The 17420-nt window shown below is 51.2% G+C and carries 20 protein-coding genes; 7 read left to right on the top strand and 13 right to left on the bottom strand.

The genetic code is table 11. The features are described 5' to 3' along the window. Positions 1 to 45: 45 nt before the first annotated feature. Both R6U67_RS13550 and R6U67_RS13545 read right to left on the bottom strand, forming a co-directional pair. The gene (locus R6U67_RS13550; RefSeq protein ID WP_170189670.1) at positions 46 to 549 is read right to left on the bottom strand and encodes a hypothetical protein; all 504 of its coding nucleotides are present in this window, start codon (positions 547 to 549) and stop codon (positions 46 to 48) included. 99 nt (positions 550 to 648) lie between these two features. Continuing rightward, on the bottom strand, positions 649 to 1170 hold the full coding sequence (locus R6U67_RS13545) for a hypothetical protein (protein ID WP_410253039.1): 522 nt from the start codon (positions 1168 to 1170) through the stop codon (positions 649 to 651). Between the two features lie 128 nt (positions 1171 to 1298). On the opposite strand from R6U67_RS13545, the gene R6U67_RS13540 reads away from it, so the two are divergent. Then, on the top strand, positions 1299 to 2504 hold the full coding sequence (locus tag R6U67_RS13540; protein WP_410253038.1) for a ferrochelatase: 1206 nt from the start codon (positions 1299 to 1301) through the stop codon (positions 2502 to 2504). Between the two features lie 60 nt (positions 2505 to 2564). On the opposite strand, the gene R6U67_RS13535 is transcribed toward R6U67_RS13540, so the two are convergent. From R6U67_RS13535 to R6U67_RS13490, 10 genes are all read right to left on the bottom strand, one after another. Continuing rightward, complete coding sequence (locus R6U67_RS13535; RefSeq protein WP_410253037.1) at positions 2565 to 3446, bottom strand: alpha/beta fold hydrolase; 882 nt, start codon at positions 3444 to 3446, stop codon at positions 2565 to 2567. 57 nt (positions 3447 to 3503) lie between these two features. Then, positions 3504 to 3848 carry a DUF1815 family protein gene (locus R6U67_RS13530; RefSeq protein WP_410253036.1) on the bottom strand — a complete coding sequence of 115 codons (345 nt, stop codon included), beginning with the start codon at positions 3846 to 3848 and terminating at the stop codon, positions 3504 to 3506. Positions 3849 to 4333: 485 nt separating this feature from the next. Then, complete coding sequence (locus R6U67_RS13525) at positions 4334 to 4546, bottom strand: DUF2839 domain-containing protein (protein ID WP_410253035.1); 213 nt, start codon at positions 4544 to 4546, stop codon at positions 4334 to 4336. 90 nt (positions 4547 to 4636) lie between these two features. After that, complete coding sequence (locus R6U67_RS13520; protein WP_410253034.1) at positions 4637 to 5284, bottom strand: LON peptidase substrate-binding domain-containing protein; 648 nt, start codon at positions 5282 to 5284, stop codon at positions 4637 to 4639. A 160-nt stretch (positions 5285 to 5444) separates the two neighbouring features. After that, positions 5445 to 5753, bottom strand: coding sequence for a 30S ribosomal protein S10 (gene rpsJ, locus R6U67_RS13515; RefSeq protein WP_252665267.1), 309 nt, complete (start codon positions 5751 to 5753; stop codon positions 5445 to 5447). Positions 5754 to 5901: 148 nt separating this feature from the next. Further along, entirely contained in the window at positions 5902 to 7131 is a 1230-nt protein-coding gene (tuf, locus tag R6U67_RS13510; protein ID WP_410253033.1) for an elongation factor Tu, read from the bottom strand. Between the two features lie 24 nt (positions 7132 to 7155). Beyond that, complete coding sequence (gene fusA / locus R6U67_RS13505; protein WP_410253032.1) at positions 7156 to 9231, bottom strand: elongation factor G; 2076 nt, start codon at positions 9229 to 9231, stop codon at positions 7156 to 7158. 244 nt (positions 9232 to 9475) lie between these two features. Beyond that, the gene (gene rpsG, locus R6U67_RS13500) at positions 9476 to 9946 is read right to left on the bottom strand and encodes a 30S ribosomal protein S7 (RefSeq protein ID WP_068788209.1); all 471 of its coding nucleotides are present in this window, start codon (positions 9944 to 9946) and stop codon (positions 9476 to 9478) included. Between the two features lie 64 nt (positions 9947 to 10010). Then, on the bottom strand, positions 10011 to 10385 hold the full coding sequence (gene rpsL, locus R6U67_RS13495; RefSeq protein WP_068788208.1) for a 30S ribosomal protein S12: 375 nt from the start codon (positions 10383 to 10385) through the stop codon (positions 10011 to 10013). 82 nt (positions 10386 to 10467) lie between these two features. Beyond that, positions 10468 to 10824 (bottom strand): HesB/IscA family protein, encoded by a 357-nt coding sequence (locus tag R6U67_RS13490; protein WP_410253031.1) that lies wholly within the window; start codon positions 10822 to 10824, stop codon positions 10468 to 10470. A 364-nt stretch (positions 10825 to 11188) separates the two neighbouring features. Here R6U67_RS13490 and hetR point away from each other — a divergent pair, with 364 nt between their 5' ends. The 3 genes from hetR (at position 11189) to R6U67_RS13475 (ending at position 14880) form a co-directional block, all read left to right on the top strand. After that, complete coding sequence (gene hetR, locus R6U67_RS13485) at positions 11189 to 12100, top strand: heterocyst differentiation master regulator HetR (RefSeq protein WP_410253030.1); 912 nt, start codon at positions 11189 to 11191, stop codon at positions 12098 to 12100. A 559-nt stretch (positions 12101 to 12659) separates the two neighbouring features. Then, positions 12660 to 13934, top strand: a complete 1275-nt coding sequence (gene iscB / locus R6U67_RS13480; RefSeq protein ID WP_410253029.1) for an RNA-guided endonuclease IscB — start codon at positions 12660 to 12662, stop codon at positions 13932 to 13934. 73 nt (positions 13935 to 14007) lie between these two features. After that, a complete protein-coding gene (locus R6U67_RS13475) occupies positions 14008 to 14880 on the top strand; it encodes a terminase small subunit (RefSeq protein ID WP_410253028.1) in 873 nt (290 codons plus the stop codon). 14 nt (positions 14881 to 14894) lie between these two features. Here the strand turns inward: R6U67_RS13475 and R6U67_RS13470 are convergent, their stop codons facing one another. Beyond that, positions 14895 to 15455, bottom strand: coding sequence for an HAD-IA family hydrolase (locus R6U67_RS13470; protein WP_410253027.1), 561 nt, complete (start codon positions 15453 to 15455; stop codon positions 14895 to 14897). Positions 15456 to 15522: 67 nt separating this feature from the next. Here R6U67_RS13470 and R6U67_RS13465 point away from each other — a divergent pair, with 67 nt between their 5' ends. The 3 genes from R6U67_RS13465 to R6U67_RS13455 are packed head-to-tail and all read left to right on the top strand — an operon-like array spanning position 15523 to position 17241. Then, complete coding sequence (locus tag R6U67_RS13465) at positions 15523 to 16143, top strand: hypothetical protein (RefSeq protein ID WP_410253026.1); 621 nt, start codon at positions 15523 to 15525, stop codon at positions 16141 to 16143. After that, entirely contained in the window at positions 16136 to 16759 is a 624-nt protein-coding gene (locus R6U67_RS13460) for a hypothetical protein (protein ID WP_410253025.1), read from the top strand. The genes R6U67_RS13465 and R6U67_RS13460 overlap by 8 nt, the downstream gene beginning before the upstream one ends. Next, entirely contained in the window at positions 16756 to 17241 is a 486-nt protein-coding gene (locus R6U67_RS13455; protein WP_410253024.1) for a hypothetical protein, read from the top strand. The genes R6U67_RS13460 and R6U67_RS13455 overlap by 4 nt, the downstream gene beginning before the upstream one ends. Positions 17242 to 17420: the final 179 nt, after the last annotated feature.

Below are 17420 nucleotides of genomic sequence, written 5' to 3'. Positions count from 1 at the left end.
GGAGCCAACACCCTCGCCACCTGGGCTAAATTAGCCATCAATGGATTATCCATATAACCTTTCCTTTAAAACGGTGATCGCTAACTCCTGCTCCCGTACCTTGCCAATGCGTAGAGCATCCACGAGACAGACAAGTTCGTAAAAACGGCGATCGTTCCCAATGATTTCTGGAAGTTGCTTATACAACGGCTTGATTTCCTGTCCTTTGACCTTCCCTCTAGAAAACGCCCAAACATAAGGCATTGGCTCACTAACCACCAAAAGACTCTTAAGCAGTTCTGCAGAATGAGCTGTTGGAATACCCCGCTTTAAATTGCCCACTGTTGCCGGAAACACATACTTAACCCCATGTACCAAAAATTCTAGCAACGCCTCCCGCATCACCTGACGATGGTTTCGATGGTATAAACGGGAAACCTCACAACGCTTTAACGACTCATAGACAACAGAGGTACTGGTTTTTAGTGACAAAGCTAACTGCTCATAGGTCCAGTCTCCTTGCCAACAATGAACTTTGAGTAAAATTACCACATCTTGAGGTTTGAGCATCAATTCAGCACTTCAGCATTTTAGGGTAGTGGCTTCCATTTTATTCGATATTCTCGAATTTAGAATAAAATCCCAAAATCCCTTGTGCAGCAAGCTTAGTCAACTATCCAATTCGCCATAACGTCTCAACATGGCTCGGATAAACGCCGCCGCATCAGTTTTTTGCCTCGCCCCCGACTCCGGCAGCCAAAGCCCTCGCGCCCGCTCTGGATAAGCCCATAACTCCAAATGGGGGACGGGGGGATCGGCATAAAAGCGATCGCCTCCTACCCCCAACCAGCCCGACTGCTCATCGGTGGTCTGATCATGACTGAGGCGATGCAAGGGAAAGGTTCCCAAACGAGGAACCCCCCAACCATCTAAGGCAATGAGGGCCTTAACCGTTCCCCCCTGCTGTTGCCAGCTCCAGGCGGCTCCCATCGCCCCAACGACTCCGGCACTAAATGCCAAAAAACAAGGCTGTTCTAGCCCCTGCTGGCGGGCGTAATCGAGGACATGCAGGGGGGAATAGGGGGGATGGGTTGACGTGGGTAAAACGAGGACTGACTCTAGCCCCAAAACTTGGCAAAACCGCTCTGTGAGACTGGAGGGGTGAACCCCTGGACATAGACAAAGGGTCATAGCGGCTCAAGCCTCTTAATAATTCTGTAACGACATCAGGCAAAATGCCTGTGTTATCTTGGCACTACTGGCTGTAACGTGCAAAATCCGTTGCAGTGTATTAGATCGCTTCAGAGGAGACTGTCATCTTGGTTGTTACCCACGAACAGACCACCCATTCATCCAATTCCACGCCATCGGATCATCGCGTCGCCGTTCTCTTGATGGGATACGGTGAAGTCGAGAGCTATGAGGACTTCGCCAACTACAATGAACAGGCCTTGCACCTGCTCACGGCTAAGTTCGCTCCGGTTCCCGATTGGCTCTATCCCCCCTTGGCTCGACTCTTGGCTATTTTTGACCGCCATGAGTGGGGCCATCAACATCATGACTTTATCTCTCCCCACAATGCCATTTTTGAGCAACAACGGGCGGGGATTGAGCAAAAGCTTCAGGAACGCTGGGGCGATCGCGTTCAGGTGTTTAAAGCCTTCAACTTCTGCGCTCCCTTCCTCCCGCAACAGGTGTTGGCTGACGTCAAAGCGCAAGGTTTCACGAAACTCTTGATTTATCCCCTATTGGTGGTGGATTCGGTGTTTACCAGTGGAATCGCGGTTGAACAGGTGAATCAGGCTCTTTCCAAGTTAGCTGATGGCGAGGAGCATTGGGTCAAGGGGTTGAAATATATTCCCTCCTTCTACAATCAGCCGCAATATCTGGATTTGATGGCTCAGATGGTCGAAGAACGCATCGCCGAGCAGTTAGCGGCGGCCTATTTGCCCTCGCAAATTGGTATCGTCTTAATGAACCACGGCTGCCCTATGAAGGCCAAAGGCTTTACCTCTGGGGTTGATGAGAGTCAGGCGCTCTATGAGGCGGTTCGCGAGCGGCTGATGTACCGCTATCCCCTGATTTCGGTGGGTTGGCTCAACCATGACACCCCCTTGATTGAATGGACGCAACCGAATCCTAATCAGGCTATTGATAATTTGGTGCAATTGGGGGCTAAGGCGATCGTGATGATGCCCATTGGCTTCGCCACGGAGAACCACGAGACGCTGTTGGATGTGCATCATATTGTTGATGAGATGCACCGCCGTCATCCAGGGGTTACCTATGTGCAGATGCCCTGTGTCAACGATCGCCCTGAGTTCCTAGAAATGGTGGCTCAATGGGCGGAATCTCATATTGAGGAGTTACTCGAATCCGAGGCGGTTGAGGTGAATCCTCAGTTAGCCTTAGAAGTAGCTGAACGCTTCCATGAGCATCATCATGACAGTTTCCAAGGTCATGGTCATGATCATAGCCACAGCTCGGATCATAGCCATGAGCACGAGCATAGTCATCATCACTAACGCGGCTTAGTTCCGAGACGGGTGGAACTCTCGGTTTCACCCGTTGGGGCGAGTTGGGGATTACGACTCAACGGTTAGGAAGTTGAGCAGTTTGCGGTTGACGGTTTGCGGCACTTCTTGCTGAATCCAATGGCCGCATTGGGAGATCAGTTCGAGTTGGAAGGGAGCGGTGATCAGTTTGCCGAAGCCTTGGGTGAGGCTGGGACTGAGAAATGAGTCGTCTTCCCCCCAGAGAACTAGGGTTGGGGCGGTAATCGGATCGAGCGATCGCCCCCAGCCTTTGAGCCAGGTTTGGGGGGCTGAGAGTTGGCGGTAATACTTGACGATGGAATTGAGTACGCCGGGTTTTTCGAGGGCGGCTTGATAGATTTGGTTATCTTCTTGGCCAAAGGCCCCTTTACGGATGGCGTTTTCCCGAAAGATGTTTTGCACGAAGTCTTTGAGATTGTTGCGAATCACCCATTCGGGTAGGGTGGGGATTTGGAACGCTAAGACGTACCAACTGCGGCGAAGTTGGTCGAAGTTACTGGCAAGGGCCTGGGTGAATTGATGGGGATGGGGGGCGTTGAGGATGGCGAGGCGATTGATAGACTCGGGATAGGTATGAGCCAGATGCCAGGCGATCGCCCCTCCCCAGTCGTGACCCACAATGTGAGCGCTACGATAGCCTAATGCGGCAATCGTACCTCGGACATCTTGGCTCAGGGTATCGAGATCATAGCCGCTTGAGGGCTTATCGGAGTCGTTATAACCGCGCAAATCGGGAACAACGACTTTAAAATGACGGGCGAGAGCCGGGATCTGATAACGCCAGGAATACCAAAACTCGGGGAATCCGTGGAGAAGTACGACGAGATCGCCTTCTCCTTGGGTGACACAATGCAGTCGGATGCGGTTGGTGTCGATGTAACAATGTTGCCAGCCAATATCGATATCTGTCATGGGAAAGACCCAGTAGCAAGGGTTAAAATGCTGCGATCGCAAGGATCTAACCCTATTTTACGCCTGTTGGACGGCCGTTGGGCGATAATCTTGCGGGGCAATTTGGTGTTTCACCAGATTGGCTAACTCTTGCAGTTGGGCGATGGCTTCGGCACCTTCGAGCTTCATCAGTTCGCGATCGTCACGCATCTCAGTCCAGGTAATACCATAATCGGATACCAGGAAGCGGATAAGATGATTGTCGCCTAGGCTAACCATAAACGACGCGCTGTTCATCTGACTGCCGCAGGTATAGCATGAAGCGAGATAGCCTCGACGCTCTAGCACGATGGCTAGAGCTTTTAGGTTCATCACCAATTCTTGGACGAATTGACGATGTTGTTCGGCAAGTCGTATAAACACAGTTCTCCTCCTATCACACGCAAGACGCGGCTTAACGATTTAAGATTTACTTAACAATGTCTCTCATCTTGGGTCTCCTAGCAAGCCAACCAAGTCGTCCCCCAACGGATTAATGTCGGGTTAGTCGACTTGCCCAACGCTAACTTAGGTTTCCTAGATGCGAGGTATCGTACGACACAGAGAACGAGACGGCTAGGGGTTAGGCTAGGCTATGGGTGGCGCAAATCCTTGTCCTGTCTAAGGTTTAGTTTCTACAAAATCCTGGGCAATTCAGGAAATTTAAATCCAAGCGCCTCGGGGATCGCGGCTGACACCGACGACCCGTCACTCCGATCCCGATTATGAGTAGAGTGTAAAGTTATTTGATATTTCTATCAATCCTAACTCAGAAAACGGGCCAAAGAGACCCCGCCACCCCAATCCCAGCCGCGTCAAAGTCCTGGGAGTCTGGGGTCGGGGTGGGGAGTCTGGGGCCAGGATTGCGGCTAACTCAGACCCCACCAACCAAAGGATGGCCCGATAAAGACAACCGAAATCCAAATGATAACCAGGGCGACAATGCCCGCCCAAGCGCCCCGGCTTGACCATTTTAGGAATTGTTCCGATTGCCGTTTGGTAATCGGTAGCCAGGGCAGGATATAGGGTTCCTGACCATACTTTTCGCCTAGGGCTTCTTTACGACGTTTGGATTCGCCCATAGTAGTTCACCTTGTTTCTGAACACAACTCAACTCAAAACAACTCGACTTAACGTGACTCGACTCACCATCAGCCGACAACCTCGCTTCCTTAAGAGGGGTCAAAGGTATCTTTGAGAACGGTTCGCGCGGCTAAATGATTCCGAGTCGTGGTTAGGATTTCCGATTCTCGTTCAAGGCGAGTTGCCGTATCCTGCATTTCTAGCAGGGTTTGCTGTTCTGAAGCCACACCATAGAGATTTCCAGCGACCCAGTAGGAGAGTTCTGTGGGTAAACTGGGAATATCCTCGGGGAGTTCAATTTCACGATCCATCAACTTAGCTGAGAGGCGAACAACATCTCGTAAAAGTTCTTCGACATCTGTAGCTAAGCGATGTAAGTCTTGTTCGGGGGGATGATCTTCGATCCACTCCACTAAACCCACATAATAAGGCTTCTCTCGGACATATTCCAACACCCGAAACCGCTGTTGTCCAACCGTCCAAATTTTGAGGCGATCGTCGGGGAGTCGCTGATGCTGGATCACTTCGGCACAACAGCCAACTGGGGCGGCTTCACGATGACTGGGATCCCACATGAGTACCCCAAAGCGGCGATCGCTTTTAAGGATCGTGTTCATCATCATGCGGTAGCGAAACTCGAAAATATGCAGGGGGAGTGGTCTACCGGGAAACAGGACGACCTCCGGGAGAGGAAATAAGGGAAGTTCTCGAACAGCGATAGAAGACGAGGTAGCCATGATTCCGTCTGTCAGGGTTGCGCCTTTTATTCTAACTCATTCAGAGACCATCCCCCGGTCTTCTGGAAGGCTTCAGCGTTGATTCAGCATTGATTCAGCGATGATGGAACCCAGAGATGGCGGGGGATGTTGGCTTCAGCCAAATTCCGGTCGAAGTTGACTAGAGTTTGACTTCAATATCAACCCCAGCCGGTAGATCCAACTTCATCAGGGCATCAATGGTTTTGGAGGAGGGTTGGTAGATGTCAATGATGCGGCGGTGGGTGCGGGTTTCAAAGTGTTCGCGGGAGTCTTTATCGACGTGAGGCGATCGCAGCACACAATACACGCGGCGTTTCGTCGGGAGCGGAATCGGACCGACAGCGGTGGCACTGGTGCGGTTCGCCGTATCGACAATTTTGTCGCAGGATGTGTCGAGAAGGCGACGGTCAAAGGCTTTTAAGCGAATGCGAATTTTTTGCTGCTGAATCGTTGCCATGATGTTGAAACGTTTTTAATTGTCGAGGTTCAGATAACAGGAGAAAGGGAGGGCGACGCCTCCCCAAATCGCTATGAAGCGACTAGAGACGTTAGGGGCGCACTCAGTGCGCCCCTAACGCCACAGTTAAACCGAGGGACTACTGAAGGATTTTCGCCACAGCACCCGCGCCGACGGTCCGACCGCCTTCACGAATGGCAAAGCGCATTCCTTGTTCGATCGCCACCGGGTTGATGAGTTCAACCGTCATTTTGATGCGATCGCCAGGCATAACCATTTCAGCATCACTACCATCGTCAGCCGTGAAGTCGCTGATGGTTCCGGTCACGTCAGTGGTCCGCACATAGAACTGAGGACGGTAGCCGGGGAAGAAGGGGGTGTGACGGCCACCTTCATTTTTATTGAGGATGTACACCTCAGCTTCAAACTTGGTGTGAGGGTTAATCGTGCCGGGTTTAGCCAACACCATGCCCCGCTCAATATCACCTTTTTGGATACCACGCAGGAGAACACCCACGTTGTCGCCAGCCATCCCTTGGTCCAGGGTTTTCTGGAACATTTCCACACCGGTGACGGTGGTGCTGCGGGTATCTTTGATGCCCACGAGTTCCACGGTGTCGCCGACTTTGATGATGCCGCGCTCAATCCGCCCGGTGGCAACCGTACCCCGACCGGTAATCGAGAACACGTCCTCAACAGCCATCAAGAAGTCTTTGTCCACATCGCGCTCAGGAGTAGGCACATAAGCGTCCACTTCTTCCATGAGTTTGAGGATTTTGTCAACCCAAGGATCTTCACCAGCCGCCACAGCGGGGTTAGCTTCTAAGGCTTCAATGGCTTTGAGAGCGGAGCCAGTGACGATAGGAATATCATCGCCGGGGAAGTCGTACTCGCTCAGGAGTTCGCGAACTTCGAGTTCAACCAATTCGAGGAGTTCTTCATCATCGACTTGGTCTTGTTTGTTCAAGAAGACCACCAAGCTAGGAACGCCCACCTGACGAGCCAAGAGGATATGCTCACGGGTTTGAGGCATGGGACCATCAGCCGCAGACACCACCAGGATCGCGCCGTCCATTTGAGCGGCTCCGGTGATCATGTTTTTCACGTAGTCCGCGTGACCGGGGCAATCCACGTGAGCATAGTGACGTCCAGTGGTTTCGTACTCAACGTGAGCCGTGTTGATGGTGATTCCCCGCTCTTTCTCTTCGGGTGCTGCATCAATGTCAGCATACTTGCGAGCTTTCGCTTGACCGGTCACAGCTAGAGTTGCCGTGATCGCGGCGGTTAGCGTGGTTTTCCCGTGGTCAACGTGACCGATGGTACCGATGTTGACGTGGGGTTTGTTGCGTTCAAATTTTGCGCGTGCCATGAATCTTGTGTTCCTTATTCTGTGTTATGCGTTCCCTTTGCTTTTGGCGATGATCTCTTCAGCAACACTACGGGGAACTTCCTCATAGTGGCTGAACTCCATCGAAAAGATGCCACGACCTTGAGTCTTCGAGCGAATATCCGTGGCATAACCAAACATGGATGCCAGCGGAACTTTAGCCGTTACTTTCGTAAGGCCATCATCCGTCTCTTGACCTTCGATCTGACCGCGACGGGAGTTCAGATCGCCAATAACGTTGCCCATGAAGTCTTCGGGAACTTCGACCTCAACTTTCATCATCGGTTCGAGGAGAACCGGGGATGCCTTGGTGACCGCATTTTTAATCGCCATGGAGCCAGCGATCTTAAATGCCATCTCGTTGGAATCGACATCGTGGTAAGACCCATCGACCAACGTTGCTTTCACGTCGATCAGGGGATAACCTGCTAGAATACCAGATTCGCAGGCTTCTTTCATCCCATTTTCGGCCGGCCCAATATATTCTTTGGGAACGGAACCCCCGACGATTTTGGAAACGAACTCAAAGCCGCTTCCCGTCTCGCCCGGTTCGAGTTCGATCACCACGTGACCGTACTGCCCTTTACCACCACTTTGACGGACAAATTTGCCCTCGGCGGTACTGGGTTTGCGGATGGTTTCGCGGTAGGCCACCTGAGGCGCACCGACTTCGGCTTCCACCTTAAATTCCCGCAACATACGGTCAACAAGAATTTCTAGGTGAAGCTCACCCATCCCCGCAATCACCGTCTGATTCGTCTCCGAGTCCGTGACCACCCGGAAGGTGGGATCTTCTTCGGACAAGGATTGCAAGGCTTTGGAGAGTTTCTCCATATCGGCCTTGGTTTTTGGCTCGACGGCGACGGAGATCACCGGTTCGGGGATGTACAGCGATTCGAGGATGATGGGTTCGGCCTCGTCGCAAATCGTATCTCCAGTTAGGGTATCTTTCAAGCCCAAAGCCGCCCCGAGATCTCCGGCCCGAAGTTCATCGACTTCGATGCGATCATCGGATTTGAGGACGATCAGGCGTGAAACCCGCTCTTTCTGGTCTTTGGTGGCGTTGTACACGTAACTTCCTTTTTTCAGGATGCCTGAGTACACACGCACAAAGGTCAAACGACCGTAGGGATCAGCCATCACCTTAAAGGCTAGGGCTGACAGAGGCACTTCGTCATCGGCAGGACGAGTGGCCATCTCTCCGTCGGGTAGGGTTCCCTGAATCGGAGGAACTTCTGTCGGTGAGGGCAGATAGTCCACGACCGCATCAAGCAGCCGTTGCACGCCTTTGTTTTTAAAGGCAGAACCACAAAGAACGGGAACAATGGTTCCGTCAATGGTTCCTTTGCGAAGGGTGGCGCGAACTTGCTCTTCGCTGATTTCTTCCCCTTCTAGGTATTTCTCCATCAACTCATCGTCAGTTTCGGCGACGGCTTCGAGGAGTTTTTCACGATAGTCTGCTGCCAGTTCCGAGACTTCATCAGGAATGCTGGTTTCCTGAATATCGGTTCCTAAGTCATTGCTGTAGAGAAAGGCCTTCATGCCGACGAGATCGACGACACCGTTAAACTGGCTTTCACTCCCGATGGGAATTTGAACCGCAACGGCATTGGTGCGTAGGCGATCGCGCAGTTGGTTATAGACTTTGAAGAAGTTGGCCCCGGTGCGATCCATCTTGTTGACGAAGGCAATACGGGGAACTTTGTAGCGATCGGCTTGTCGCCACACGGTTTCCGACTGGGGTTGCACGCCACCGACGGAACAAAAAACCGCGACAACGCCATCTAGCACCCGCATTGACCGCTCAACTTCAATGGTGAAGTCGACGTGTCCTGGGGTGTCGATAATGTTGATTTGATGGTCGAGCCAGTTGGTGGTGATCGCAGCGGCAGTAATGGTAATGCCCCGCTCTCGCTCCTGAGCCATCCAGTCCGTGACGGCGGTTCCTTCATGGACTTCGCCCATTTTATGGACCATGCCCGAGTAGAACAGGATGCGCTCTGTTGTAGTCGTCTTTCCTGCGTCGATGTGTGCCGCAATACCAATATTGCGAATTCTGTTGAGCGGGACTGTTCGTGACACAATAACCTCCCTTTACGTGTACTGCCGCTGTGTCTTCATGATGTGCTGTTTTGGGTCGGGGATTCCCGTTCGCGACGGCTCGCTAAACTCCGAATCGCACACAACCCACCGCGCCCCTCTCTCAATTGAAATCGGAGACGCGGACACAGCAATACTTATTGTATCTTAATATTCTTTGACTTAAGCGACGATTTAAGCAAAAAATTCTCGGGCGCTTTGGGACACCTCAGCCGGGATACCCGATTTAGTAACGATAGTGAGCAAAGGCTTTGTTCGCGTCTGCCATGCGATGGGTTTCTTCGCGTTTGCGGATGGTGTTCCCGGTTTCGTTGGCCGCATCCATGAGTTCGTTAGCCAGTTTCATGGCCATGGTGGTTCCTGAACGGTTACGAGTGGCAGCAATGAGCCAACGCAGCGCCAAGGCTACACCGCGATCGGGACGCACTTCCATGGGGACTTGGTAGGTGGCCCCACCCACACGACGAGCTTTGACTTCGACGAGAGGGGTCGCATTGCGAATTGCGGTTTCAAATACCTCTAGCGGCTCGGAACCGGTACGCTCTTCAATAATTTTCATGGCATCGTAGACAATGTTCGATGCCAAAGATTTTTTACCATGCTGCATGATGCGACGGGTCATCATGCTGACAAGGCGACTATTATAAACCGGATCGGGGGGAACCGGACGTTTTTGAACGACTCTGCGACGTGACATAAATTCGGCTTGAACTTCTCAAAAGGATAAACTTCGCGGACTCAGTCCCAGAATAATTAGTCAATTATTCTTTAGGACGCTTGGCACCGTACTTGGAGCGACTTTGGCGGCGATCTTTTACGCCAGCGGTGTCGAGGGTTCCCCGTACGATGTGATAGCGGACTCCGGGTAAGTCTTTCACACGACCTCCCCGCAGCATCACCACGGAGTGCTCTTGTAGGTTATGACCGATTCCAGGGATGTAGGCGGTCACTTCAAACCCGGAGGTCAAACGGACCCGAGCCACTTTCCGCAGGGCGGAGTTCGGCTTTTTCGGGGTTGTGGTGTAGACCCGGGTGCAAACTCCACGACGCTGAGGACAGCTTTTGAGGGCTGGCGACTTCGTTTTCTTATGGGCTTTCTTTCGCTCGCTACGCACGAGCTGCTGAATTGTGGGCATGAGTAATGCTAGTGAGCGGACTTAGGTAAATCTGGAAACAGTCTTCAACTATACCGCGATTTTGGGCAAGAGTCAACCTTCCTCAGTGAGCGGTCAAATCAGCCTGGGGGACAAAGGAATGTCCGCAGCTACAGGTGCGCTCGGCGTGAGGATTATGGAAGCGAAATCCGCCTCCCATCAGGTCTTCAGTGTAGTCAATCGTGAGTCCATCGACGTAGGGCAAGCTTAGCACGTCAACGGCGATCGCCACCCCATCACAGGTACAACAGCGATCCTCACCGTCGGGGTTCTCCTCAAAGCTGAGGTCATAGTATAGTTCGGCACAGCCCCCCGATCGCACCCGAACCCGTAAGGGCGCCTCCAAGCAATTTTGCTTACGTCGTAGACGCTCTACTTCAGTAACAGCGGCAGGACTGAGGGAAATACTAAGATTAGACATAAAACCGGTAACTAAACAACGTAATTGCAGGATAATCGCAAGATAGCCTCTCAGACTCTTCGCTTGGGAAGTGGCAAGAAAGAGAATCACGACTACCACGAAATCGGATAAGATATTGGGATAAAGTGAGTATAAAGGGGAAAACTCCCCGAAAAAAAGAGTTTGTGGTCTGGCGACTGGCCGGAACTACACTCAGAATTTGAGTTTCCAACCCAGGCGTGCATCGTGCGATCGCTCAGAGGACGTCACTCCCGGCACTATTGTAAAGTCGTCTCGTGCTGAGTATCGGCGTTCTCAATCGAAGCCAACAGACTAACCCGAGGGAACTATCAGCCCTCCAACACTCATAGATTCAGGGATTGTTATGAATAAAGATACCGATTTGATCGAGCGTCTGAGTCCGAGCGCGATGGATCAAATCATGCTCTATTTGGCATTTATTGCCATGCGGACTAGCGGACATCGACATGGAGCCTTTCTCGATGCAGCGGCCACGGCTGCCAAATGTGCAATTTACCTGACCTATCTCGAACAGGGGGAAAACTTGCGGATGACGGGCCATCTGCATCATATCGAACCTCGGCGGGTCAAGGTCATTGTCGAAGAAGTCCGTCAAGCTCTCACCGAAGGGAAACTCCTCAAGATGCTGGGGTCCCAGGAACCTCGCTATCTGATTCAATTTCCCTATGTTTGGCTCGAACAATACCCCTGGCAACCGGGAAAACCCCGCATTGCCGGCAGTAGCCTAGCCCCAGACGAGAAACGCCAACTGGAACGGAAACTGCCGAAACCCTTGCCCGATGCTCAAACGATTAACTCGTTTCAATTCATGGAGTTGATCGAGTTTCTGCATAGTCGCTCCCAAGAAGATCTGCCCCCAGAACGGCGGATGCCCCTCAGCGAAGCCTTGGCTGAGCATATCAAACGGCGTTTGATCTACTCAGGAACCGTCACCCGAATTGACTCTCCTTGGGGAATGCCGGTGTACGCCCTCACCCGCGCCTCCTATTCCCCCATTAATGACGAAGAACGCAATTACATTATGGTGGAGGACACAGCCCGCTACTTCCGTATGATGCGGGATTGGACACAGCGGGAACCCAAAACGATGCGCTTGTTGGAGGAATTAGATATTCCCAGCGATCGCCTCCAAGATGCCCTCACTGAACTCGATGAACTGATCCGAGGTTGGGCCGATAAATTTCACCAAAAAGGCGGGGAACCGACGGTTCTGCAAATGGTCGTTGGACCGCGAGATGATAGCTTTATGGCTTAACAGGGAACAGGGAACAGGGAACAGGGAACACCGGAACTGGGAACACCGGAACTGGGAACAGGGAACAGGGAACACCGGAACAGGGAACAGGGAACAGGGAACAGGTCTCAACTCATCCTCTCTTACGAGGGAGTGGGTTGGGACTTTTGACTGGGGAAGAGAGAGGACGATCAAGCACGGGTGAAAAAGATAGCAGCCGCGATAATCAACCCCAACAGGGCCAGGGGAACCCAAAGATTCGGAAGATCTGCAATGGTCATGGCGATCGCCGCTAGGATGGAACAACCGGATCAAACAAGAGGCAAGATCCCGTCAACAACCCAACACTAAACGGAGTCCCGTTATCGTGTGGGCTTGAGAATAGCCCCAGTTGACCAGTCTAAGTCCCCTGCGGACTACGTTATTGGTAAGTGTTAAAGTTCCTACCCTGGGATGCGTCGCTAGTTCCAGGCCCTAGAACCAAAGGATTAAACAGGTGTAACGGGTTAAACCAGTGTTCTTTGGAGAGTACCGACCAATAACATTGATGAAGCGAACATGACCCAGAAATGGAGAATCCATGTCGAATTACGTTTTTGTGATAGACACAGACAAAAACCCTTGTGATCCAGTCCATCCCGCCAAGGCGAGATTATTGCTGAATCAGAACAAGGCAGCCGTCTTTCGTCGATATCCCTTTACTATCATCCTCAAGGAGGGACAAAATGCAAGACCCACCCCTCTAACGGTCAAAATTGACCCCGGCTCCAAAACGACTGGACTTGCCATCCTAAGAGGGGAGGATGTGATTTGGGGAGCAGAACTGTCCCACCGGGGACAACAGATTAAAGCGAGTTTAGATTCCCGCTGGGCTATTCGCCGGGGTCGTCGCAGCCGTAAAACCCGCTATCGCCCCGCTCGTTTCCTGAATCGCAAGAAACCAAAAGGATGGCTGGCTCCCAGCTTGCAACATCGGGTAGATACGACCCTGACCTGGATTAACAAGTTAATCCGCTATAGCCCGATTGTCGGTATCGCTCAAGAGTTGGGACGGTTTGACTTGCAGAAAATGGAGACCCCCGAAATCTCTGGAGTTGAGTATCAGCAAGGGGAATTGCAGGGCTACGAAGTGCGGGAGTATCTACTTTATAAGTGGAACCGCCAATGTGCTTATTGTGGAGGAAGAGACATTCCTCTTCAGGTGGAACATATTCAGCCAAAGGCAAAGGGAGGAACCAATCGTATTTCTAACCTTTGCCTAGCCTGTGAACCCTGCAATATCCGCAAAGGAACCCACGATATCAAGGATTTCCTTTCGGGTCAGCCAGATTTGCTAAGTCGCATCCTCAAGCAAGCCAAATCACCCCTTAGAGATGCGACAGCGGTTAATTCCACCCGATGGGTCTTGTTTAATGCACTGAAGGGAACAGGTTTACCTGTTGTTACAGTACGTGGGGGTCAAACCAAATTCAACCGGACTCGACTTGGCCGACCTAAGACACACTGGCTTGATGCCGCTTGTGTGGGGAAGGTTGACTCACTCAAGCTCCTTACATCAAAACCGTTGCTAATCTCTGCAAAGGGACATGGAACCCGCCAGATGTGTCGGACTGATCGATACGGTTTTCCGTCTCGTTATGTTCCCAGGCATAAATTTGTCAAGGGCTTTCAAACTGGCGACATGGTAAAAGCGATTGTCACTCGTGGCAAGAAAGTAGGAGAGTATCTGGGACGAGTTGCAGTCCGCTCTCAAGGTTCCTTCAATATCACCACTAATCAAGGGTTGATCCAAGGTATCAGCCACAAATACTGTAAACACATTCACAAAAAGGATGGTTATTCTTATGTCGCATAACTGGTCGTCCCCCTTTTCCTCCCAACACCAAACGGATTACCGTTATGGTGTGGGTCTCCAAGAGGGTTGAAAGATGAAGTCAGCTATTGATATTCAGTCCCTCGAAGCAAAGCTAGGCCCCCAGAGAGTAACATTCTGGAGGAGCTGGGCGCAGCATTATGATCCAATTGAAGCAGCGGCTGAAGCAGGATTCACTGGGACGGCCGACGAGGTGCGAAAGGCGGCTTTTGAGGAGTTTCTGGATGCAGAAGGGCGTTGCTATGGGCAGGTTATTGCCTCGGGGCATATCGGCTCGGCTTTGCCAGATCCAAGGAAAGAGCGGTTTTGCTGGGAATTTGTGCATAGCGGCGATGCCAGCAAGAGCTATCAAATTGCATATGCGAACCCCAACGCAAAAGCTTGTCGCTCTTATGGATCTCGCCTAAAGAAGGAAGAAGCTATTCAGAAGCGAATTATCGAGATTCGCTCGGCCCCGCTCCTGCATCATGGAATCAACAGTGCCAAGGTTGCTCAATATACGGCGGGGATTGCTTTTTCTTCGATATTGAATTACCTAGAAGTCACCAAGGAGGGGAAGGTTCTGGTCAAGCCCTCGGATACCTGGGTAGATCCTTATGCTGTTAATTCCGTAGAGATATCTGAATCCTTCGACCCCTCGGGAAAGCCAACTCAAAAAATAAAGCTCGGACTCGAACCCCGAATGCCAGCACTCAAAATGCTGTTCGATTATCTAGGGATGGGCGAGCCTCTTGACAAGATGGTGGCGATCGCCCGGCAACGAGGGCTTGAACCTGTACAGACCTCCGAGGGGCTTCTCCTGAGAGATCCATTACGACCCCAAATCACGGTAGATGAAGCATTAAAAACCCTCTACGATAGTGGGATGGTCGTAGAGGGGGATGACAATCAACTGACGATTGATATGCCTAGACCCGAGGAAGAATGATCTTCTCTCTGGAGTTAGACTCTAGCGTATTCTTGAATAGCGGCTTGTACTAGGGTGGGGTCTTCGTGCCAGTCATGGGCATGAAGAAATGGGATGCGAACTCGACGGGCTGCATTGCAGTCTTCGTCGCGATCGCCGATCATCAGAACTTCTTGCGGATACCCCGCAAGTTCCTGAGCCTTCTTTAGCATCCCTGTGCTGGGCTTGCGATAGTTTCCGTTTTTGTCGTAAAAGACTTGGTGACTATACAGCCCCCCGCACCAGTATCCACCAATCTGGACGCATTTCTCCCCTTCGGCGATCGCAGCAAGGATCGTCAAGAAATAGATGCCATGATCGGCTAGCATATCTTGGCAATAACGCATCTCTAGTAGCATATTCTCGTAGCTCTTCCAGGTTGGGACTCCCCCCTGGTTTGATGCCCCCACGAAGACCCAGTTATCTTGTTGCATTGATTCGAGGGCGGCGATCGCCTCGGGAATCAACTCTTGCTCGTAGGGGTTTTGGATAAACGTCTCACCCCCTGAGGGACGGTTTACGGTATGGTTGATGTCGATAATCGCGAGTTTCCTCATTGACATGGAGATCCATTAGGTTGTAGTGTGGGAGTATTGTAACACTACGAGAACCCAAGCAAAGATTATGGATAATCAAAATAATACGTTACTCACGGAGTTACTGGGAGATTCTTTTGTGGGATATCTAGTCCTGCAACGCCACCAAGAGATCTTGCAGCCCAATGTCACGACTTCTATCCTGGGATTAGAAGTGTCTCCCGTGGAAACCATCGGGGAAGCGGAGTGGGACGGGAGCGGTTTACCGGCTTGGTCGAATACATCCGTGTGCCGCAGATATGAGAGCCCAGACAATTATAATTGCCCAGATGATTATAATTGCTATGAGTATAGACTGTTGTCACTAAGCGTCACAATGATGTCTGCACGGATTCAAGGCTTTGATTCTCAGTTCCAGGGAATGCTGCCTTTTGCTAGTATTTGGGCAGAGAAAGAGTGTGAGTTGATTGTCGTATCCGGGAATGCTTGGAGCAACACTTGCACGGATAGCGACATACTAGAATACTGGGCTGTAGGCTTCTTTGTTATTCCTCCAAGAGCATCAGTATTGCATATCCAGGAACAGACATTCGTTAAGCAGCAGGAGCAGATCTCAATTCGGCTTAGTCTCGCTGAATTGCAGGAGATCTGCTCTCACCTTCCGACTCACCTTAGCGAAAAATTGCGGGAGAAAAAATATTGTGAATAATCAAAATCATGGCGTTTTATTATCCGAACTCCTCACGTCGCCTCGTTTTAAAGGGGAGCTGTTTCTTGTCCCAACCAAGGACACAAGCCCTTCACCCCCCTCCCCCGAGGAGACGTTGAGGTTGATCGAAAGCGTCTGTGGGCTTCGACTTGCGGTTTCTGAAAATATTGGCACAGCTACCTGCGATCACGTTCTCATGTATTCCTGGAGCAATACAGGGGTGATGTCAACAAATCAAGACAGAGTAAAGGACAACCCAATCCGTTTGCAATATTCGATCCAAGGTGAAATCAGAAAAACTTCAATTGAATGGGTCAAACACGTAGACTTTTTTGCCTTCGCTGAGGACTGGTGGGAGCAAGAGTGGGAGGTTGTCATCTTCTCTGGCTTAGTGACGATTAAGGATTCTTACACCTGCCCCACGTCCGGAATGGTCTTGCTGCCGCCAGAAGTATCACAGCACCTATCTGATATAGAGCAAGTCCTCAGACAGCGGAACAAAAAAAATTCAGTTCCTCTTTCACTCGAAGAGATTGAGTCGATTCTCGGGGGTTCCATGAGTGAGTCTACGGCTCACACCCTAAGAAATGCCCTTGACGGGAGAAAAAAATTATGAATAAAGCGTTGATATGCAAGCAGGCGATCGCGAATGGGCCGGGATATCATGTCCACACCTGCCAAGGCGATCGCCCACAAGAGTTGAGCCTGAGTCAGCTACAAGGGGTTTTAGGGAAAGGGGGTTACTCCCTCAATGAATATAAAAGAGTGTGGAATGATATCCGGGAGTCCTTAAGTACGAGCGAGGCGGTAAATTGGCTAGGTGTAATATCCAGTGCATTTGGCACTCAAGATGCCTTCACTTTGTCGGATTTGAACAACAAAATATATCCAAATAGAATTGGGAGTTATTTATTCCTAGATCTGGACTTTCAATTGGATTGCTACGAATCTCAGCTTGCCCCTAGCCTGACAGAGCTGATCTGCGATTTTGATCACCAGTATCAAGATCTGGACTGCCCTAAGTTTGGGGTTCTGGTTTTCGTCTCGGCACGACAGGTTGATGTGTGGCTTGAGTGCAGACAAAGTGTCAGATTGTGACACTTCTCAATCCTCGTAATCTCGGTTGATACTCCATCTACGCTGTAGCCAGTCCAACTTATCTTGGGCGGATTCGAGCTTCTTGCTGATCCCAGGGGTATGAGCACTCCTGGGAGCAGAGGCGATCTTCTCAAGAGTGAGTTTGATGCGTGTTAGATCTGCCTTGACCGTTGCTGTCT

This window comes from Sodalinema sp., assembly GCF_046483825.1.
Lineage (GTDB): Bacteria > Cyanobacteriota > Cyanobacteriia > Cyanobacteriales > Geitlerinemataceae > Sodalinema.
The sequence above is the reverse complement of the archived record's forward strand: the minus strand, read 5'-3'. Positions and strand labels throughout refer to the sequence as shown.